This window comes from Roseiconus nitratireducens (genome assembly GCF_008629675.1).
Lineage (GTDB): Bacteria > Planctomycetota > Planctomycetia > Pirellulales > Pirellulaceae > Stieleria > Stieleria nitratireducens.
This window is the reverse complement of record NZ_VWOX01000002.1, coordinates 1-19,999: the sequence shown is the minus strand read 5'-3', so window position 1 is coordinate 19,999 and position 19,999 is coordinate 1. Positions and strand designations below refer to the sequence as shown.

The window sequence follows — 19,999 nt, the reverse complement described above, 5'->3', positions numbered from 1 at the left end:
CCTCAACCGGCGGGGATGGGGTGCGTTCCCGCCGCGGAGCATCGCATTTGGCCGCAAATGCCGATGTCTTTTCGGGTAAATTGTTGCAAAATAGTGCGTTGCCTCGTGACCAGAGCGGAATGATCATTTGCGGGCAAATATCATCTGCACCTTCGCCCAATTTTCTGCAACTGCTGTTCGGATATGGAAAACCTCACTCCCGAAGGCTTCGCTCGCCGTATCGTGGACCTTGGTCTCGCCTCTCGGCAGGAGGTGGAGCGCGCCTATGGCGAGCTGAGCGGAGGCGAAAACACCACCATGGAGGATGTGGTGAAGCTGATGCAGCGACGCGGCTTCGTCTCGACGCTGCAGACCGAAAAAATCTTGAAGGGTGACCGCAGCGGTTACTTCTACGGTGACTACAAGGTGCTGTACCTGATCGGTGCAGGGACCTTTGCCCGGGTCTATCGGGCCAGCAAGGATGGAGAAGTTTTCGCCGTCAAAGTCTTGCGAAAGCGGTTTCGTGACGAACCGAAGGAAATGGAACAGTTCCTTCGTGAAGGCCAGATGGGCTTGAAATTGCGGCATCCGAACATCGTCAGCATTTTCGAAGTGGTTGCCGACGCGAGAAATCCTTTTTTGGTGATGGAGTTCGTCGAAGGCCAGACGCTTCGGGATCTGGTTCGAATCCGTGGAAAGCTTCCGGTCGACCTGGCGTTGAGGTTGATGCACGAGATCGCGGGAGGCTTGGCGCATGCCGCCGGCCAGGGAATCTCGCACCGCGACTTGAAGCTCTCCAACGTGTTGATCTCCTCTGACGGAAAAGCCAAGTTGGTCGACTTTGGATTGGCGTCACTGAGTGACCGGAAGAATCCCGATCAAATCGCGGACTGTCCCAACGCCCGGGCCATCGACTACGCCGCCTTGGAACGGGGAACCGGTGTTCGCAAGGACGACCCCCGCAGCGACGTCTTTTTTGCGGGCAACATGCTGTACCACATGATTGCCGGCGAGCCCGCATTGACAGAAACGCGGGACCGACTGGCGCGATTGAACGTTTCGCGATTCCAACAGATCAAACCCATCCACGAACTGGTTCCCGACGTCCCCGGTGTCGTCAACCAACTGATCCAGCGGTCAATGGAGTTCAATCCGCAAAAGCGGATCCAGTCGGCTGCGGCGCTGCAGGCGGAAGTCAAACGGACGATGGACATTTTGGAGAAGGGCCCCAGCAGCGCTGCGGCGGCGGATAACAAAGAAGGCATCGGCGCGCAATACGAGGACGACGACATTCCGACCGATGAGGGGGAGGGTTACGTCGTGATGCTGGTAGAGTCCAAGGCGGGATTGCAAAATGCGATTCGCGAGCGGCTGAAATCTCGCGGCTACCGCGTGCTGATCATCCAGGATCCCAACCGTGCCCTGGCACGATTCGAACCGGGGGAAGAGCCGCCCGCCGATTGCGTGATTTTCAGCGCTGCGGAACTCGGATCATTGGCCTTGGAGGCCTACAACAAGTTTGCCAGCGACGAGCACACCTGCGAAATCCCTTCGATCCTGTTGGCCGACCGGCGGCAAACGCGGATCATTTCGGAAGCAAAGCGCGGCCCACGCCGAAAGATGCTGGCGCTGCCCCTGAAAGTCCGCGAACTACGCGCGGCCCTGATGCACGTGCTGGCAGGCGTCGAACGCCGTCCCCTGGGCACCTACTGAGCAGGGGCCTCGTCACCACGGTCCTTATCGAACGGGGCATGAGCGTGCCGTGTGAAGACTCCGTTGTGCACTGAGCGGCGAGGCGCTCGCCGCCGGTTGGTGCGAAGAACCCGCCGCTAACGCAACGCGGCTCACGCAATGTTCCGCTGTCCATCAGAGCGTTCGATTCACCAGCGCGTGGTGGCTGGGCCCCCACGGGCGGATGCTCTCGGCGGATGCGAGTTTTGTTCAACCGGCTGGCGGAACGGTGGCAGCCTGTCCGCCGTCCGGAGCCGACAAGGGAATCATTTCTCGGTCCAGACCGGCGGCGGTTCGATCTGGTCGGCGACGGGCGATCCGGCATCTTTCCGGCCGCTGCCCTCCAGCCGGCTGATCAACTTGACCGACATGTCCTGCTCACAGGCGATTTGACAACTCAAACGGACACCCGCTCCGGTCACCTCACGCGCCCGAAGAGTGTCTTTCTCCGCCTGCGTCATTTTTTCGGGCTCACCTTCGACGAATTCGACACGGCAGGTGGTGCATTTCGCTACACCGCCGCAAGCGTGAAGCTGATCGGTTCCGGCATCTTCGACGAGTGCCTTGACCAGGCGTTTACCTTCCTCGATCTCGAACGTTCCTACGCCTTCAACTGTCAATTTGGGCATTCGTTTCCACTCGTTAGGGGACCATGAAGAATTTCCCGACTGGCCGCTGCTGGCAGCCGCAAGGGCATCGCGGTCGGCGACGGTATCGATAGAATAGCGGGTTGGCCACGGGTTTTGGAATGACACCCGGCGGGCACTAGGTCACTGGAATTGGAAACGAGACCGCGGAGTGGGGAACTGGATTTGAGTATGGATTTGATTGCGGACAACCTGCCCACCGCATTCGGGATGGTCTTGGGAGAAGCAATATCAAGGCTGGTCGACGATCATGATGAGTCGTTGGACAAGCGAGCCGCGATGTTGAAGGTGGATGCCCCCAAGTTCTCACAGGTCGACGGCACGTTGACATTTGAGTTCCGGCTGCGGCCCAACCGGAAGCCTCCCTATCTGGTGACTTTGACGGTGACACCGGATTTGGATGATGACGGGCCGCGGGATTCCGCACTGGATCTTTCGTTGCAGACCGAGGTGCGGTGTGACTGCCAGCAGTTCCAGCGGGTCGCCAAGTCGATGCCGGGGCGGGCCAAATGCAGCTGCACGCTGGCGATTGCCTGGTGGATGCATGAGCAGTTGTCGCGGCGGACCAGCGAGGAAGTGTTGCTGTTCCTGAGCGAGCTGAAAACCGACACCGTTGCCGCCGGACGGGAGGTGGTTGGCCAGCTGTTGAAGTTGGCTGATGAGGCGCACGGCCGATCAAAGGACGCCACGTCGCGAGTCCAGTGGCGGATCAAGATCGCTAACAGCCAGCTCTACGGGCCCGTGACGATCAATCCGTTCGTTCAGAAAGCCAAGAAGAATTCCAAGGGCTGGTCCAAGGGGCGACAAACGCCTGCATTCGAACTGTTGCGCCAGCAGACCGAGACGGATCCGATCGACGGTCAAGTCGCAGCCCTGACGTCCCAGCCCGGTTACGACATGAACCGGGAACACTACAACCTGTTCCAGGCGGTCGACCTGCTGGTCGGGCACCCCAACGTGGCCTGGGATGACGCGTCGGCGACTCCGATCGACGTCGTTCGGGGAGAGATTTCGATCGTCCTGGAACCGGTGGAGATCGATTCGCTTGACGATGAAGAGCGATCCGGTGAGCTTCAAATCCAGAGGGAATCCGAACCGTCCCAGCGGCAGACGTTGTACCGCGTCGGGATTCGCGTCCCGGGAGTCGACTTGGACATCCGCCGGTGCGAATTGGTGTTGGGAAATCTGCATCCGGCTCAACCAGTCGTTTTGATTGCCGAAACCGAGGGGAACCGCCTGGTTCTCGCGGCGCTTCGCGATCGCCGCGCCACGCGGCTGATTTCCTATCTGCTGAAGAGTGATCTGGAAGAAGTCTTGCTGGACGATGAAACCGCTCACCAGCTGACCATGCGGATCGGCGAGGTCGGCAGTCTGGTGCGGGTCGAATTGCCCGATCAATTGGCCGGACCGTTGGAGGAGGTTGAGGCGGAGCTCGTCTTTGAGATGCGGCCACGCGGTGGGGCCGGCATGTTCGTCCGGCTGTCGGTGTTTGACGCACGTTTGCAGGACATGCTGCGTCCCGGTCAGGAGCCCGCGATTGTTCCGGCCATCACCGAGGAGGGGCCGATCCGATTGCGACGCGATACCAAATCGGAACGTCAGCGGGCCAACGAAGTTGTAACGCGGTTCGGGATCGACTCGCTGTCGCCGGACGAACCTTGGAGCTGGGTGGCTGAGACCGATGATCAGGCCCTGGACCTGTTGGCTCGGCTTTACGAAGCCGGCGACTCGGCCCCCCGCATGATCTGGCCGGAAGGCGAAACCATCCGCGTTCGCGGAGAGATCACGCCGTCGGCATTACGCGTCCAAATCGACGATTCGAAGGATTGGTTTGGTCTGAGCGGGACGGTGTCGGTGGATGGTCGTGAAATCAAGTTGGCGGACCTGCTGGCGGCGGTGACCGAGCGCCGGGCGTTGGTCCGCGTGGGTGACCGAGAGTTTGCCAAGATTAGCGATGCCTTCCGCAAACGATTGGAACAGCTTGGCGACACACTGGTTTCGGATCGCGGCAACTTGAAAGTGGCAGATGCCGCTGTGCCGGCGGTGCAGGAATTGATCGGTGCCGATGTTCCGTTGGAAGCGACCGCACGGTGGCACGAAACGATCCATCGACTGGAGTCGCTGGCGGATTTCCATCCCGAGCCGCCGGACACGCTGGATGTCAGCTTTCGCGACTATCAGTTGGAAGGTTTCCGTTGGCTGTCTCGGTTGAGCCGCTGGGGCGTCGGTGGCGTGTTGGCCGATGACATGGGGTTGGGGAAAACGGTTCAAACGTTAGGCGTGCTGGTCGAACGGGCGGCCGAGGGGCCCGCGTTGGTGGTGGCCCCGACCAGTGTCGGCGACAACTGGGTTCGAGAAACCGAGCGGTTCTCTCCGGGGCTGAATCCAAAGCTGTATCGTGAAGGCAATCGTCAACACTTGATCGAATCTGCCGGCCCCGGTGACTTGTTGATCGTCAGCTATCAACTCGTTCAACGAGACGCGCGGCGGTTCGCGTCGCGGCACTGGCACACCCTGGTGCTGGACGAAGCCCAATTCATCAAGAACGCGCAGACGAAGACGGCGCGGGCCATTCGTGACATCGATGCCGATTGGCGGATCGCCCTCTCTGGAACGCCCCTGGAAAACCATTTGGGCGAACTGTGGAGTTTGATGCGGACGATCAGCCCGGGTTTACTCGGATCCTGGGACCGATTTCGCAACCGGTTCGCCGATCCGATTGAGCGTCATAAGGATGCGGAACGACGCGAGTCTTTGGCCCGTTTGGTTCGCCCATTCATCCTCCGCCGGACCAAAGAAAAGGTTCTTCGCGAACTCCCACCGCGGACCGAGATTACCCTGCAGGCGCACCTCAGCGGGGAAGAGCGACAGCGCTACGACGACGCCCGAATGGAGGCGTTGGCGGAACTTTCCGGCGGGATCGACCAGCCCGGCGAACACCGGATGCGAACCTTGGCTTGGTTGACCAAATTGCGTCAATTGGCCTGTCACCCGCGGTTGGTCGACCGAATGTGGAGCCGCGGAAGTGCGAAGCTGACGCTGCTGAGTTCGTTGATCGATGAGCTTCGCGACGGGGATCACCGAGCGTTGATCTTCAGTCAGTTTGTCAAACACTTAGGTTTGATTCGTGAACTGCTGGATGAGCGTGGGATCACCTATCAATACCTGGACGGAGCAACACCCGCGAAGGAACGCCAGCGGCGCGTCGATGCATTTCAAGCCGGTGAGGGTGATCTGTTCCTGATCTCGTTGAAAGCGGGCGGGACCGGGTTGAATCTGACGGCGGCCGACTATGTGATCCACCTGGATCCCTGGTGGAATCCCGCGGTGGAAGATCAGGCGACCGACCGCGCCCACCGCATCGGTCAGGATCGTCCCGTCACGGTCTACCGTCTGGTGGCGTCAGGAACCATCGAGGAACAAATCCTGGAGATGCATGCGGACAAACGCGAACTGGTTGCGGGGGTGCTGGACGGAACCGATCGTGCCGCGAAGATGGAAACCGAAGATTTGATCCGCCTGATCAAAGCCGGCGATCTCTCCTGACCGGCTCCGCAGGTTCATTCGTGGTATCCTGCTAGCTGGGTCGTCCAGCCAGAAATTGTGACCCGCGTTTCGCCACTTCACCCTCCCGCTTGGAGGTCGTGCAGCTTTGCTTCACCCTCCTTCCGGGAGGGTCGCGGAGGAGCTTGCGACGACGCGGGGAGGGCATGTCCGGCGCGATTGTTTGTCGTTCGCTTTCCCCCAGCTGATTCAGACGATCACCATGTGGAACATCATTGCCGAACAACCCACCCTGCTTGCGATCATGGTGGGGATTTGTGCCGTGGCACTGATCGTCGCGTGGTTGCAATCAGGCGATCGCCGGTTTGCGCTCGGCTCGATCCCCTTTGTCTTGATGATTCCGTTGTCCTATTACGTCGCCGGACAAATCGAGACCGATCGGGAACAGATCCTGAGGCTGATCGAAACAACGGCTCGAGCGGTCGAGGCGAACGATCACCAAACCGCGGTCAGCGTGATCGGCGACCCGGAGACGCGGCAAAGGGCGCTGGCCGAACTACCGAAGTACGAATTCACCCGTGTTCGAGCCGGCAACATTCAGATCCGGATGGTGGAGGGCAGTTTTCCTCCGGAGGCGACGGTCGATCTGGACGCCAGCGTGCGGTTGAGCCAGGCCCGCGGCGGCATGCAAAATATCCCCGTCACGCGCCGAGTCATCTTGACGTTTCAGAAAGAGCCTGATGAGCAATGGGTCGTCACGGACTACACCCACATGCCGCTCACCGGCGGCGGCGGCCGGTGAGCCAACACCCAACTCCAGTAGGTCATGCTGTGCATGACAGGTTCGTTGCTCGCCGCACCGGCATGCACGGCATGCCCCAATTGATGATCAGCCTGACCCGACGGTGCTATCGAATCGCTTTGTCGGGAAGCTTCGTTCCGATGCCCGCATCGATCGGCATCTCGTCTTTCGCAGGATCGATTCCCACTGCCTGCATCGACTTGATCAAACGCTGTTGCATCTCCGCGACGGTTGAAGCGTATTCCGGGTCGTTGATCAAATTGGTCGATTCTTCGGGATCGTTTTCAATGTCATACAACTCCGCCATGTGTCGATCGTCCGAGCCGTCACCGTGGGGATAGCGAATGTATTTGAAACGGTCTCCGCGGACCGCGCGCACATTGGGCGTGTAGGGAAACTGCTTTTCGTAGTTGTAGTAATACAGCCACTCGCGACGCCACTTCTGGTCGTCGCCGGCGATCAGGGGTTTGACCGATGCCCCATGCAGATCGTTCATCGCTTCGGCGCCGGCGGCATCTAGAATCGTGGGAGCAACATCGGTCGTCAGCACCTGCTGTTGCACGCGGACCGGACCAGACCACTTGGTCCAGCCGGGATAACGAATGATCATGGGGACGCGGATACTGGCTTCATGCGCCGTGCGTTTGTCGACCATCCCGTGTTCGCCTTCTAGCAGCCCGTTGTCACCCATGAAAATGAACATCGTGTTGTCCAGGGCTTCTTGCTGTTCCAGGAACGCCAGCAGGTGACCGACGCTGTCATCGACCGACAGAATCGTCCCCCAGTAAGCACGCACCATGCGAGCGAAATCGATGACCCCGCTAGCCTTATCGTCGGGGAACTCCTTTCGCCAATCAAAGATCGGGCCGTAGATTCCGTGCCAGGTTCTCAACCGCTTTTGGATCCATTCGGGTTTGTCGTCCAGCTTGAATGAAGAATGGGGATAATTGACTTCGACGTCGTCGAAGACGTGCTCGTACTTCGGTTCCGGAAAATAAAAGCTGTGCGGGGCCTTCTGACCGATCATCAGCATGAACGGTTGATCTTCGTCGTCGGTTTGCTGCTGCTTCATCCACTCGATCGCCATGTCCGTGACGACCGTTGTGTAGTATCCGGGAACGACGCGGCGCTCCTTGCCGTTGAAATTGAACTCTGTATCGAAATACTTGCCCTGGCCCTTGTGAGTGACGAAGTGGTCGAATCCCGGTCGAGGTTCGTCGCTCTTCTCGCCCATGTGCCATTTGCCGATGTAACCGGTTCGGTACCCGGACTGCTGCAGCCGCCGGGGAAAACTGTCCAGGTTTGCCGGGTAATCGGTGAAGTTGTTGGTGACGCCGTGCTGGTGGGCGTAGAGTCCGCTCAGGATTGTCGCGCGGCTGGGAGAACACAGGCTGGTGGTGCAGAACATGTTCTCAAAATAGATCCCCTCGTCAGCCAGCCGATCAATGTTGGGGGTTTTCAGGTGGGGGTGGCCGGCGCACGAGAGTGCGTTCCAGCGAATGTCGTCACACAACATCAGCACGATGTTCGGCCGTTCCGCGGCCGTCGCCTGCACGGCGAGTGTGAGTGTGAAGAGAAGGCCGATGACAACAAATCGAGACATGACGGATGACCGCAGTGCTGGGGAAAGCTTGGTGGGACCTCGTGAGGCCAATTCTAACCACAGCGACCGGCCGCCACAGCAACACCCCCAGAGTCAAAATTGCGGAACGTCCGCCGGATCGTGCCGAGCTTCCGGCCGCCAGACCGACGCGTCATGCATAATTGGGAGTCGGGGGCCGGTAGTCACTCAAATCGATCGACTTGAACCAGGCGATCGTGTGCTTCAAGCCCTCTTCCAGTGGCACCTTGGGTTCCCAACCCAACTCCTTTTTCGCCAGGCTAATGTCCGGTCGACGTCGCGTCGGATCGTCCGACGGTAGCGGGCGGTGAACCAGTTGGCTGGAGGAACCGGACAGCTGGATGATCTTTTCGGCCAGCTCGCGGATCGTGAACTCGCCCGGATTGCCGATGTTGACGGGACCCACAAGATCGTCCTGGTTCATCATCCGGATGATCACATCCACCAGGTCATCGCGGTAGCAGAACGATCGGGTTTGCGAGCCGTCGCCAAACAGCGTGATGTCTTCATCGGCCAATGCCTGACGGATGAAATTGGAAACCACCCGGCCATCGAAGGGGTGCATGCGCGGTCCGAACGTGTTGAAAATCCGCACGATGCGAACGTCCACGTTGTTGCTGCGGTGGTAATCCATGAACAGGGTTTCCGCGGCCCGCTTCCCTTCGTCGTAGCAAGCGCGAATCCCGATCGGGTTGACGCTTCCCCGATACGATTCGACCTGCGGATGAACTTCGGGGTCGCCGTAGACTTCGCTCGTACTGGCCTGCAGAATCCTGGCCCCACAGCGTTTTGCGATGCCCAGCATGTTGATGGCTCCCATCACACTGGTCTTCATCGTCTTGATGGGGTTGTATTGGTAGTGGCCGGGTGCAGCCGGGCAGGCCAGGTTGTAGATCTGGTCGACCTCCAAAAAGATCGGCAGCGTGATATCGTGCCGGATCAGTTCAAAGTTTGGCCGGTCGAGCAACGCCGCGACATTGGATTTCTGGCTGGTGAAAAAATTGTCCAGACAGATCACATCGTGCCCCTGATCGACCAATCGCTCGCACAGGTAGGATCCGAGAAATCCGGCGCCGCCGGTCACCAAAATACGTTCAATCATGGAGTGATCACTGGGAATGAATGAATGGAAGGCGAGTGAGTGGTTCACTCGGACAATGGTTTGGCAGTTGGCGTGGCTGGCTGGGAATCATCTTCCTCAGGAACCTTCCAGCGGAGGTTGTCGATCAACCGCGTCGTTCCGACGTGGGCCGCGATCAGCGCGACCGCATGGTCGCCGACCGTCTTCAGTGGTTCCAAAGTGATTGGATCGGCCAGCATCGCATAGTCGATCGCGTCAACTCCTTCAGAATCATCGTCGCCGTCCAGGATGGCTTGCATTTTCCGGTTGATCGCTTCGGCATCTCGTTCACCTGCCGACAAGGCTTGTTCGGCCGCGCGAAGCGCCCTCGGAACACACCGAGCGCGGACGCGTTGATCCGGGTCCAGATAACGATTCCGACTGCTCATCGCCAACCCGTCCGGTTCGCGAACGATCTCACACCCATGAAGAACGATCGGCAGGTTGAAATCTCGCACCATCGCTTCGATCACACGATACTGCTGGTAGTCCTTCAGTCCGAAGAAGGCGTCGGAGGCCGGAACAATGTTGAACAGCTTCAACACGACGGTGGCAACGCCTTCGAAGTGGGTCGGCCGGTGTCGGCCTTCCAACGGTTCTGATACGCGCGGCGGCCGCACCATCGTGCTGAACCCCGGCGGGTACATCGTCTCGGTGGACGGCAGGAAAACGGCATCGGCGCCTGCAGCCTCCAGGAAGCGAAGATCCTCAGCAAGCGTGCGCGGATACTTGTCCAGATCCTCTCCGGGAGAGAATTGCGTCGGATTGACGAAGATGGTCGCGACCGTTCGGTCACACTTCTGGACACTTTCGGCCACCAGGGAAAGGTGCCCTTCGTGCAACGCTCCCATCGTCGGGACCAGCCCGACCGTTTGCTGGTCGCGGCGAAGACGCGTCACGAAGAACCTGGCTTGGTCGATGTTGTCTAACGTTTTCATGAAGCTCGCTGACGCGTCCCGCGGACGACATCATCCGGGTGACAAGAAAGGGGGCGAATTCAACCGCGGCAGGAGATCATGGGGTGCTTGAGGCGGCTTCGTCGAGAACGTGCTCGGCGACGTAGATGGGCAGCGGAGGCGTGAACGTCACCGCGACGGCAATCGCATCGCTGGGGCGCGAATCGATCTCAATCGTTTCGTCGTCTGCCGTTTTCAGCCGCAGCTTTGCGAAATACGTTTGGTCACTCAGGTCGTTGATGATCACGCTTTCCACCGTCGCCCCTAAAGTTTCCGCCGTTTTGACGATCAAGTCATGGGTCAGGGGCCGTGGCGGTTGATACCCATCCTCCTTGACGCGACGGTCGATGTTGGTGGCTTCGAAAATTCCAATCAAGATGGGGAATTCGCGATCGCCGTCGACTTCGCGCAAGTAGATGATCTGGCTTTCGGTGAGCTCGGAAATGATGATCCGAGCGAGTTGCATTTGAATGGGCATGTTTGGAATCCGACGGACAAGCAAAGCATCGGCGTGCAGCGAGATGCTTCCAGTTTACCACTGCGCGGTCCCGACGGCAGGACGTGATCGAATCAGATCCGGTAGCCCGTGGGGGGGAAGGTGACTCTTCAGTCACCGGGGCATCTGCGTCGACACACGTGCAAACATTCGCAAACAACCTTCAGCCTCGCGTAAGCGGGAGAGTGGATTCAGATTCGCGACGATCGAGAGGGACAATGCAAGCGATTGAGCCGCGGGTCTTCTGGCCGCAACCGGCGGCTCGCGCCTTGCCGCTCACTGCACTGCAAATCGCGGTGTTTCTGATTCAAAGCAGCGCTATCCAGTTCAAGAGTCCGACAGAACTTTGCTGGAGAGAGCCACTTTGGGTGAGCCGCGTGGCGCTAGCCGCGGGTCTTCTGGCCGCAACCGGCGGCTAGCGCCTTGCCGCTCATTGCACTGCAAATCGCGGTGTTTCTGATTGAATGTGGCGCGCTGTCCAATTCGAGAGTCTGACAAAACTTTGCTGGAGGGAGCCACTTTGGGTGAGCCGCGTGGCGCTAGCCGCGGGTCTTCTTGTCGCAACCGGCGGCTCGCGCCTTGCCGTTCACTGCACCGCAAATCGCGGTGTTTCTGATTCAAAGCGGCGCTGTTCCGTTAGTGCTGGGGACGGAAGATCGTCACGCCCAAAGGCGGCATGTCCACCAAAATGCTGTCGGGGCGGCCGTGATGTCCCCTGCCCAACGATTCTCGGCCGGGGTAGTTCCCGACGTTGCTGCCGCCGTAGCGGTCACTATCGCTGTTGAAGATCTCTTTCCAGAATCCGCCGACGGGAACGCCGACTTGATACTCGTGGCGCACAACGGGCGTGAAGTTGCAGCACACCAGCAACGGATCGGCGTCTTCCCTGCCTTTTCGCAGGAACACCAGGGTGCTCGCATCGGCGTTCATGCAATCGACCCATTCGAAGCCTTGACCGTCAAAGTCCAGCTCGTGCAGGGCCGGGTTCTGGATCACCAATCGGTTCAGATCCGCGACCAGTTCTTGGATGCCCCGGTGAGTTTCAAAATCCAACAGCAACCAGTCGGGCCCGTCATCGTGATTCCACTCGTTCCACTGTCCCAGTTCGCCGCCCATGAACAGAAGCTTCTTGCCCGGGTGCGTCCACATGTAGGAGTACAGCAGCCGCAGGTTGCCAAATTTTTGCCACATGTCGCCCGGCATCTGGCTGATCAGGGATCCTTTGCCGTGGACCACTTCGTCGTGTGACAGCGGCAGCATGAAGTTCTCGGTGAACGCGTAGATCATGCTGAACGTCAAGTCGTTCTGATGAAAGCGACGGTGCACCGGCTCACGATGCATGTACGTCAGGGTGTCATTCATCCACCCCATGTTCCACTTGTAGGTGAATCCGAGACCGCCGTCATAGGTCGGACGGGAGACGCCCGGCCAAGCCGTTGATTCTTCCGCGATCGTGACGGCGCCCGGATGATTCTCGTGGACTGCCACATTAAATTCCCGCAGGAATTCGATCGCTTCCAAGTTTTCACGACCTCCGTACTGGTTGGGAATCCATTGGCCGTCTTCACGGCTGTAATCCAGGTACAGCATGGACGCCACCGCGTCGACGCGCAAGCCGTCGATGTGGTACTTGTCCATCCAGAACAGAGCGTTCGCCACCAGGAAGTTTCGGACCTCGGTGCGCCCGAAATTGAAGATCATGGTTCCCCAATCGGGGTGCTCGCCCTGCCGCGGGTCGGCGTGTTCGTACAGAGCCGTTCCGTCAAAGCGGCGCAGCCCGTGACCGTCCTTGGGGAAGTGTGCCGGCACCCAATCGACCAGCACGCCGATGTCGTGTTGGTGCAGGTAGTCGACAAAGTACATGAAGTCTTCGGGGGTCCCATGTCGGCTGGTCGGCGCAAAGTAACCGACGGTTTGGTAACCCCAGGAACCTGTGAACGGGTGCTCGGTGATGGGCAACAGTTCGACGTGCGTGAAATTCATTCGTCGGCAATAGTCTGCCAGCCGATGAGCCAGTTCGCGATAGTCCAGCCAACCGTGCGTCCGCCCCGGGCCCTTCTGCCAACTTCCCAGGTGGCACTCGTAAACGTTCATGGGCGAATGCATCGGATCGGCATGCCGCCGCTTCTGCATCCACTGGTCGTCCTGCCAGACGTGCTGATTCAGGTCGGTGACGATCGAAGCGGTCAGCGGAGGCAGTTCCGCGGCGAATCCCACAGGATCGGTTTTGTCGGTCCATTGACCGTGATGGTCCAAGATGCGGAACTTGTACTTCTGTCCGGCTTTGGCGCCCGGCACAAACAGTTCCCAGATTCCGACCGACTGGTCCAACTTGGCCACGTGTCCGCGACCGTCCCAGGAGTTGAAGTCCCCCACGATCTGCACGATGCGGGCGTTGGGGGCCCACACCGCAAAGTTCACTCCGTCGGTTTCGTCGACACGGCGGAGCTGGGCTCCGAGGGTGTCATACATCCTGTAGTTCTTGCCTTCGCCCAGCAGGTAGCGGTCGTAGTCGCTCAGGATCGATGGCACGGCATAGGGATCATGCATGTCAATCAGGGTGCCAGTCTTCTTATCTGCCATTTGAATTCGGTAGCTCGAGTGTGTCGGTAAGGCGGCGTCCCCATTATGACGGTTCGCCGAGTCCATAACAGACGCATCACAGATTGCCTCGAAAAAGCCGGCAGGATGCAGCCGTCGCATCGGACGTCGGCTGCCGCTGACACGGTCGATGACCCAGGCGGCACGCGCGTCGGGCAGAAAACTCCGGATCGAAGTCGCACGCGATCCGCGATAATCCACCAAATGGGGACCCAGAATGGAGGAGGGGTCCCGCAATTGACCCTCGACCAGCTGTCCTAGTGTCGCGAGAGAAATATCCGTCTTCATGTTCGATCCGTAAGCGAAATGGCGTCAGCCGTTGAGGGTGCGAATGCTGCGAGCCAGGAAATCCTGGGCTTTGTCGGGGCCGTGCTCCGATCAAGCGTCTCACAGCGGTCCATGCAGTGTGCGGTCCATGCAGCGTTTTGTCGGTTCAGAGGGATTCCAGGTCTTCGGCGGTGAACCGTCCACGACGCCGGGGAATCGATTCGGGCCGGGGAGTGCTCTGGCGGCCCAGCAGCAATCGGCGGAGCCGGTCACTTGGTGACGGCACGTGACCTCCTGCTTTGGGGCCTCCCGCGCCGGACCCGTGCGGTTGATCGACACGGTAGCAAGCCGACTGGTCAGCGACCGGCTTGGCTGCTGATCCACCATCGGCGTCGGCTTGGCCGTTGCTCACCAAACAGGAGCTGACCAGGCAGGCCTGCACGCGGTGAATCGCCAAGGCGTGATCGACGCGTCGCCACAGATCCGCATGTTGGACATCGATTCTGCGACCGAAGTGTTCCCACATGAAGTTGTTTTGCCGCCACCGCGGCAAGGAGTTCGACAGCGATCGGATCAGGTACCGGTTGTTGCTTAGCAACGTCACCCCGCAGGCACCTTCCAACGATTCCAGACCGCGGACCGCGGCCAACAACGTCAGACGGTTCAGATCACCGTAGTCATGATCTTCGGCGTCCAGAATCAATTCCCCGTCGGCCGCCTCGAGAGTGAATCGCCATCGCCCATCATCAAGCGTGGTCGAATGGGCTTCGCAAACCAGCAAGTAATCCGTGGCGATCGGTCCCGGCCGGTGGGAGGGGAGTCCGGCACGCGGGACGGCGATCGGCGGATTGTGAAGGGCTCGGTTATGCGTCATCAACGAGGGGCCGACGGGATCAAGCGGGAAAGACAGCTTCACGGCTCGCAGCTCCATTGGCGATGCTTCGGGAAGGGTGGGTGTTCACCTTCACAGGGCAGTTTCCCGGCGAAGGTCAACCGTTCAGGCATCCAGGCCAACACGGCAGTGATTCAGTCCATCGAAACCGCACCGAGAGGCTCGCCCGCGAAGCAGGGAGGGGCAGACGGCCTCCTGGTGCAAAGATTGGACTCGTCAAACTTTGCCACGTCGCCAAAGTTTGTCCAACGGTTTTTACTTCTCCCGTTGCCCAGCTGGTCGCAGGAAGCGTCCAGCCGATACAATCAGCGCTCGTTCCGCATCGATCGCGGACGGTTCCGTTCGACTGCCCCCGCCGCGTTATCACCGCCGCACGCCGATGAGTTCCTCCGCTAAGCGTCCCTGGTACCGAGACGGACTGCAATTTGAGTGCACGCAGTGCGGTGCCTGTTGCAGCGGTGAACCGGGCTACGTCTGGGTTGACCAGGCCGAAATCGAAGCCATGGCCGAATCGATGCAAATCACGGTGGAAGCCTTCGAAGGCCGCTTCGTCAGACGCGTCGGGGCAAAGAAAAGTCTCCGCGAATATCCCGACGGCGATTGCATCCTGTTGGACCCTGAAAAACGCACCTGCCTGGTCTACCAGGGGCGGCCGACCCAATGTCGGACCTGGCCGTTTTGGGATTCCAACTTGGAATCAAAAAAGGCATGGAAGGAGACCTGCGAAGTCTGCCCGGGAGCCGGCACCGGCCGCGTCTACTCACTGGCCGAAATCGAAGTTCAGCGCAAACGCAAGCGGGTTTGAATCCCAAGCTTCAGCGGTTCACTGAATCGCCGCCGGCAGGTCACTGAATCGCCGCCGGCAGGGGTGGCAAGGTGGCTTCGTCCGGCGTCGCACCGACCTTCGGCCGGGCAAATGCGGTCCCGAACTCGGTGAAGCCTTCCACGAATCCGCCCTGAGACAGGAAAAAATCGCCCTTTTCGACACCCATGAATCGGTCCCGCCGGTTTTCCCGTCCGGTCGGATCGTGTGAGAAACGCGCCTCGTTCAACTCGATCCAGTCGCCACGGGATGTCCGAATCCACTGATTGCCGTAGAGCGCCTTGCGACGCAGGTTGCCGTTGGCACCCACGAAGTTCTCGCTAAAGCTGTGCGGCCGGCGGAGGTAGCCGCCTTCGTGAGGTGCTTTCCAACTGGAGATCAGCATCCAGCGATTCAGGTCGTTGCGGTAGTAGTATCCGGAGTAGACCGTGAACGTCTCGTCTTCCGGTTCAGCGGTGACCAGGAACCGTTGCTTCTGGCCCGTCTTCCAGGAAAACTTCAGGTGGCTGTGTCCGCCAGTCCCCTCGTTGCCGAAGTCGCCCGTATAGACATCCTCGCCCTTGTCCACCAACGTCACGCGATCCTTGTCTTCGACCTTGTCGCGGTCGATCGCTTCGTTGCCGCTGTCCCAAACGCTGAAGATGATCCGCCGCTCGGTCGGACTGTTGACCTGCATTCCGAAATAGCCTCGGTGCCAGCCGCATGCCATGTAGAACGTCCAGATCGGATCTTCCACCGCGGTGACTTCGCAGTAGAACGCCGAGATTTCAACCTCGTCCGACACCGGATACATCAAGTGGACGGATGAAGCGTTGCGTCGTGGATCAAGGTTGAAGTGGGCGTTCTCGACTGCCGGGCCGGATAGCTTCAGCGATCGAACGGTTCCGATGTTCTGTCCCGGCTTGGTGTCCGACTTTAACGTCAGTTGCTGGTAGCCCGATTCGGCAATCTCAAACTCACCGAAGTCAGCGTCGATCGGATCGTCACCTGTTCCGGTCACCTTCGCGACGTGCGTGGTTCCGGCGATGGTCAATTCCAAACGTTCGGTCTGTCCGTTGGGAATCTCAATGGTTACCGTCGCGTTGAGTTTTCCCGGCTCACGAAATTCTCCGTACCAACAAACCGTGGTACCGGGATCGCTCCATTGCCGGATTCCGCGCGGAGACACCTTCGCCGCGGCTGGGTCGGGCTGAAGGTAGGCGGTCGACGCGGGAACGGTCAGTTCAGCCGAACGGCCAACGGTGGGAAGCCCGAGACAAAGACAGACAAGGGCACAGTTTCGATACATCGGTTTTCTCAGCTTTTCGCTCAGATCTGGAAGCTCAAGTCATGATAGTCCGCTGATTGAAAACCCGTCATCGGGCCCCCCTCCAAGCGGACCGGTGAGGGGCCGCTGACTCCCGAAAGCCGGCATGGTGTGGCCGTGTTCTCCCTTGGAACGCGGAACCGTGAGCGACTGATCGGTCCGTGATTCCGGTCCGACGTGAATCACCGTACGCGGTTGAGGTTTGCCAGAAGCAAAACAGGTATGCTGGGCGCAGACAGGCCTGGGGTCGGATCGTCGATGCCACCGACGTGCGAAGGGTCGTTCGATTCCGCTGCCGATTTTTATTGCCCCGCGGCCTCTTTCCAGTGACGCCGTTTTTCATTGACACAGAGTATTGCCCCCATGCGCCAGCCCCCTCTCCACTCAACACCGTCTTCGGCGGGAGCATCCTTATCCAGACGTGCCGTGATTGCCGCCGCGGCAGCGGGCGGTGCCGGTTTACTTCATGCGGGTCGTGACCGTTGTGAAGCGGCGGAATCCGACGCCACGGCGACGCGTCGCCCCAATCCGATCGCCGTCTCCACCTATTCTTATTGGCGTTATCGAGACGACAGCAAATTGAAAATCGAAGAATGTGTGGACCTGGCGGCAGATGCCGGCTTCGATGCGGTCGAAGTCCTGCATGTGCAAATGGAAGACGAATCCAATGCCACTTTGCAACGGATCAAACAGCGGGCGTTTCGTCAGGGAATGGACCTGTGTGGTCTGTCCACGCACCAAACGTTTGTCTCGCCGGATCCGGACGTTCGCAAGAAAAACGTTGAACACACGATCCATTGCATCGAACTGGCCTACGCAATGGGGATTCCGACGATCCGAGTCAACACGGGCCGTTGGGGAACGTCCGGTGATTTCGACACCCTGATGGCCAACAAAGGCATCGAACCGGTGTTGGAAGGCTATACCGATGAGGACGGATTCGGTTGGGTCAAGGAGGGCTTGGAGCAGTGCTTGCCGGCGGCGGAGAAGTGCGGCGTAGTGATGGGACTGGAGAACCACTGGGGACTTGGACGCACCGCCGACGGCGTGCTGCGGGTGTTGCGCGACGTCCCGTCCCCCTGGTTGAAAGCCACTTTGGACACGGGGAATTTCTTGGAGGACCAGTACGCGCAGTACCAGAAGATGGCTCCGGAAACGGTGTACGTCCAAGCCAAGACGTACTACGGGGGTGGCACGTGGTACACGTTGGAGATTGATTACGACCGCGTCGCCAAGATTCTCCGCGACGTCGACTACCGCGGCTACATTTCGTTGGAGTTTGAAGGGAAGGAATCGCACGAAACGGCGATCCCAAAAAGCCTGGCCATGCTGCGGAAAACGTTTGCGGCGATTTAATCCCGATCGCGCGGAAGCCCATTGATAGCGACGCCAATTTAGACAAGCAGAGAATCATCTTCACCCTCCCGCTTGCGGGAGGGTCGGAGGCGAGGAACGAGGCTCCGGGGAGGGCAGAATCGAAAGCCAATGCCAATAACTCATGAGGTAGGGACAGCCCTCCCCGCGTCGTCGCAAGCTCCTCCGCGACCCTCCCGCAAACGGGAGGGTGAGGTGACTTCTGTCGACAACCATGTCCAGAACAAGGTGCAAGTCGTCCCGACGCATGCGATACAATGAATGGCTGCGTCAAGACGCTGCCATTCCCCCCCTTTCGCCTGGCACCGGAGCGATCTCATGCATTTTCAGAATTCATCCACGCCGCGTCGCCGATTTTTACGCACCTGCGGTGGAGCGACAGCCGTCTTAGCGCTCAAGGAACTGGAGATTGTCGCTCACTTGCCGTCGGTCAGTGCGGCCGAAGCCTCCCTGAAGCAGGATGCGGTGCAATTTCACGATGACATCGAACCCTTGGTGCGGTTGCTGGAGGACACGCCGCGGTCAAAGGTCGTCGAAACCTTTGCGCAAAAGATCCGATCCGGAACGACGTATCGCGAAGTATTGACCGCGCTACTGCTTGCCGGCGTCCGGAACGTGCAACCGCGACCAAGTGTCGGGTTCAAGTTCCACGCGGTCCTGGTTGTCAATTCGGCCCACCTGGCCAGTCTTGCCTCATCGGACCAGGATCGGTGGTTACCAATCTTTTGGGCACTCGATTACTTCAAGTCCTCGCAGCAGCGTGACGTGGAGGAAGGCAACTGGACGATGGCGCCCGTGGATGAATCATCCGTCCCGCCGCCCCACCGTGCCCGCAAGGCGTTTCAGCAGGCGATGGATCGTTGGGACGTGGATGCGGCCGATGCCGCGGTCGCCGGATTGGTTCGCTCGGCTGGCGCAAACGATGTCTTCGAGTTGATGGCCCATTATGGATGTCGCGATTTTCGCAGCATCGGCCACAAGGCGATTTTTGTGGCCAACGGTTTTCGGACGCTCAATTGCATCGGTTGGCGATATGCCGAGCCGGTCCTTCGCTCGTTGACCTACGCCCTGTTGAACCACCACGGCGAACCGAATCCCTCCCAGAGTGACTTGGCCGCCGATTCCGCCTGCCGTGTGACCGAATCGATCATGGGTGAGTTCGATCAATCGTGGAACGGCGGATCCGTCGATGCCACCGCGGCGTTGGACCATCTTGGCCGACTTCGAGACGCCAGCCCGGAAGAGGCGGTGCGAGAAACGGCTGCCATGATCCAATCCGGAATCCACCCCCAGTCGATTAGTGATGCCCTGTTCCTTTCCGCCGGTGAGATGCTGATGCAACAACCCGGCATCATCGCGCTCCACTCATCGACCACCACCAACGCGATGCAGTATGCCTACCGCACGGCAAAGAACCGGAAGACCCGGCTGCGATTGTTGCTGCAAAACGCCGCCTTCATCCCGCATTTCCGTCAATCGATGCAATCACGTGGGAAAGTGGCCGAGACGCGAATTGACGAGTTCCGGAACGCTGCGGCGGGTGACGATCCGGCTTCGGTTCAAACAATCTTTGAATCCGTCAGCCGCAATCGCGGCGAAGCCTCGCGTGAGGCGCTGAATTATCTGAATGCCGGTGGGCAGGCGGAGGACATGATCCATGCCGCCCGTCAGTTGGTGTTTCTGAAAGGCAACGATTCACACGACTACAAATTCAGCTCGGCCGTGCTGGAGGATTTCTACGCGCTGTCGCCGGAATTCCGAAACAGCTACCTCGCAGCGTCGACGTTCTTGCTGCCCGGAAGCGGCGATCGCGACAACGGATTGGTCGACCGGATTCGCGGCGCACTCGCCTGAGCCCCGCGCCCCACCCCACGCTCACC

14 protein-coding genes are annotated in these 19,999 nt (G+C 59.5%); 6 read left to right on the top strand and 8 right to left on the bottom strand.

All coding sequences use genetic code 11. From position 1 onward, the window contains the following. The first annotated feature begins 183 nt into the window (after window positions 1–183). Entirely contained in the window at window positions 184–1,692 is a 1,509-nt protein-coding gene (locus tag FYK55_RS02750; protein ID WP_150074672.1) for a serine/threonine-protein kinase, read from the top strand. 284 nt (window positions 1,693–1,976) lie between these two features. On the opposite strand, the gene FYK55_RS02745 is transcribed toward FYK55_RS02750, so the two are convergent. Then, a complete protein-coding gene (locus FYK55_RS02745; RefSeq protein WP_150074670.1) occupies window positions 1,977–2,339 on the bottom strand; it encodes a 2Fe-2S iron-sulfur cluster-binding protein in 363 nt (120 codons plus the stop codon). A 189-nt stretch (window positions 2,340–2,528) separates the two neighbouring features. On the opposite strand from FYK55_RS02745, the gene FYK55_RS02740 reads away from it, so the two are divergent. Next, on the top strand, window positions 2,529–5,903 hold the full coding sequence (locus FYK55_RS02740) for a DEAD/DEAH box helicase (RefSeq protein WP_150074668.1): 3,375 nt from the start codon (window positions 2,529–2,531) through the stop codon (window positions 5,901–5,903). Window positions 5,904–6,084: 181 nt separating this feature from the next. Then, window positions 6,085–6,663: a hypothetical protein gene (locus FYK55_RS02735; protein WP_150074666.1), complete on the top strand. Its 579-nt coding sequence runs from the start codon at window positions 6,085–6,087 to the stop codon at window positions 6,661–6,663. Window positions 6,664–6,769: 106 nt separating this feature from the next. On the opposite strand, the gene FYK55_RS02730 is transcribed toward FYK55_RS02735, so the two are convergent. The 6 genes from FYK55_RS02730 to FYK55_RS29410 all read right to left on the bottom strand — a co-directional run bounded on the left by FYK55_RS02730 (window position 6,770) and on the right by FYK55_RS29410 (window position 14,640). After that, the gene (locus tag FYK55_RS02730) at window positions 6,770–8,266 is read right to left on the bottom strand and encodes a sulfatase family protein (RefSeq protein WP_150074664.1); all 1,497 of its coding nucleotides are present in this window, start codon (window positions 8,264–8,266) and stop codon (window positions 6,770–6,772) included. Between the two features lie 151 nt (window positions 8,267–8,417). After that, window positions 8,418–9,386 (bottom strand): UDP-glucuronic acid decarboxylase family protein, encoded by a 969-nt coding sequence (locus tag FYK55_RS02725; RefSeq protein ID WP_150074662.1) that lies wholly within the window; start codon window positions 9,384–9,386, stop codon window positions 8,418–8,420. 44 nt (window positions 9,387–9,430) lie between these two features. Further along, window positions 9,431–10,342 (bottom strand): pantoate--beta-alanine ligase, encoded by a 912-nt coding sequence (gene panC, locus FYK55_RS02720; protein ID WP_150074660.1) that lies wholly within the window; start codon window positions 10,340–10,342, stop codon window positions 9,431–9,433. Between the two features lie 76 nt (window positions 10,343–10,418). Continuing rightward, a complete protein-coding gene (locus FYK55_RS02715) occupies window positions 10,419–10,838 on the bottom strand; it encodes a bifunctional nuclease family protein (protein ID WP_150074658.1) in 420 nt (139 codons plus the stop codon). A gap of 654 nt (window positions 10,839–11,492) precedes the next feature. Continuing rightward, the gene (glgB, locus tag FYK55_RS02710; RefSeq protein ID WP_150074656.1) at window positions 11,493–13,745 is read right to left on the bottom strand and encodes a 1,4-alpha-glucan branching protein GlgB; all 2,253 of its coding nucleotides are present in this window, start codon (window positions 13,743–13,745) and stop codon (window positions 11,493–11,495) included. A gap of 145 nt (window positions 13,746–13,890) precedes the next feature. Beyond that, window positions 13,891–14,640 carry a ribonuclease HI gene (locus tag FYK55_RS29410; protein WP_201743606.1) on the bottom strand — a complete coding sequence of 250 codons (750 nt, stop codon included), beginning with the start codon at window positions 14,638–14,640 and terminating at the stop codon, window positions 13,891–13,893. Between the two features lie 355 nt (window positions 14,641–14,995). Here FYK55_RS29410 and FYK55_RS02700 point away from each other — a divergent pair, with 355 nt between their 5' ends. Further along, a complete protein-coding gene (locus FYK55_RS02700; RefSeq protein WP_150074654.1) occupies window positions 14,996–15,421 on the top strand; it encodes a YkgJ family cysteine cluster protein in 426 nt (141 codons plus the stop codon). Window positions 15,422–15,461: 40 nt separating this feature from the next. On the opposite strand, the gene FYK55_RS02695 is transcribed toward FYK55_RS02700, so the two are convergent. After that, window positions 15,462–16,727, bottom strand: coding sequence for a DUF3472 domain-containing protein (locus FYK55_RS02695; RefSeq protein WP_150074652.1), 1,266 nt, complete (start codon window positions 16,725–16,727; stop codon window positions 15,462–15,464). Between the two features lie 381 nt (window positions 16,728–17,108). Here FYK55_RS02695 and FYK55_RS02690 point away from each other — a divergent pair, with 381 nt between their 5' ends. Together FYK55_RS02690 and FYK55_RS02685 are read left to right on the top strand one after the other, a co-directional pair. Further along, the gene (locus FYK55_RS02690; protein WP_150074650.1) at window positions 17,109–18,101 is read left to right on the top strand and encodes a sugar phosphate isomerase/epimerase family protein; all 993 of its coding nucleotides are present in this window, start codon (window positions 17,109–17,111) and stop codon (window positions 18,099–18,101) included. Window positions 18,102–18,437: 336 nt separating this feature from the next. Then, on the top strand, window positions 18,438–19,973 hold the full coding sequence (locus FYK55_RS02685; RefSeq protein WP_150074648.1) for a hypothetical protein: 1,536 nt from the start codon (window positions 18,438–18,440) through the stop codon (window positions 19,971–19,973). Window positions 19,974–19,999 lie beyond the last annotated feature (26 nt).

Bases quoted from the DNA above. Each gene is read 5' to 3' on its own strand.
- FYK55_RS02750 (WP_150074672.1), top strand. From the start codon at position 184: ATGGAAAACCTCACTCCCGAAGGCTTCGCTCGCCGTATCGTGGACCTT.
- FYK55_RS02745 (WP_150074670.1), bottom strand. From the start codon at position 2,339: ATGCCCAAATTGACAGTTGAAGGCGTAGGAACGTTCGAGATCGAGGAA.
- FYK55_RS02740 (WP_150074668.1), top strand. From the start codon at position 2,529: ATGGATTTGATTGCGGACAACCTGCCCACCGCATTCGGGATGGTCTTG.
- FYK55_RS02730 (WP_150074664.1), bottom strand. From the start codon at position 8,266: ATGTCTCGATTTGTTGTCATCGGCCTTCTCTTCACACTCACACTCGCC.
- FYK55_RS02725 (WP_150074662.1), bottom strand. From the start codon at position 9,386: ATGATTGAACGTATTTTGGTGACCGGCGGCGCCGGATTTCTCGGATCC.
- panC (WP_150074660.1), bottom strand. From the start codon at position 10,342: ATGAAAACGTTAGACAACATCGACCAAGCCAGGTTCTTCGTGACGCGT.
- FYK55_RS02715 (WP_150074658.1), bottom strand. From the start codon at position 10,838: ATGCCCATTCAAATGCAACTCGCTCGGATCATCATTTCCGAGCTCACC.
- glgB (WP_150074656.1), bottom strand. From the start codon at position 13,745: ATGAAGACGGATATTTCTCTCGCGACACTAGGACAGCTGGTCGAGGGT.
- FYK55_RS02700 (WP_150074654.1), top strand. From the start codon at position 14,996: ATGAGTTCCTCCGCTAAGCGTCCCTGGTACCGAGACGGACTGCAATTT.
- FYK55_RS02695 (WP_150074652.1), bottom strand. From the start codon at position 16,727: ATGTATCGAAACTGTGCCCTTGTCTGTCTTTGTCTCGGGCTTCCCACC.
- FYK55_RS02690 (WP_150074650.1), top strand. From the start codon at position 17,109: ATGCGCCAGCCCCCTCTCCACTCAACACCGTCTTCGGCGGGAGCATCC.
- FYK55_RS02685 (WP_150074648.1), top strand. From the start codon at position 18,438: ATGCATTTTCAGAATTCATCCACGCCGCGTCGCCGATTTTTACGCACC.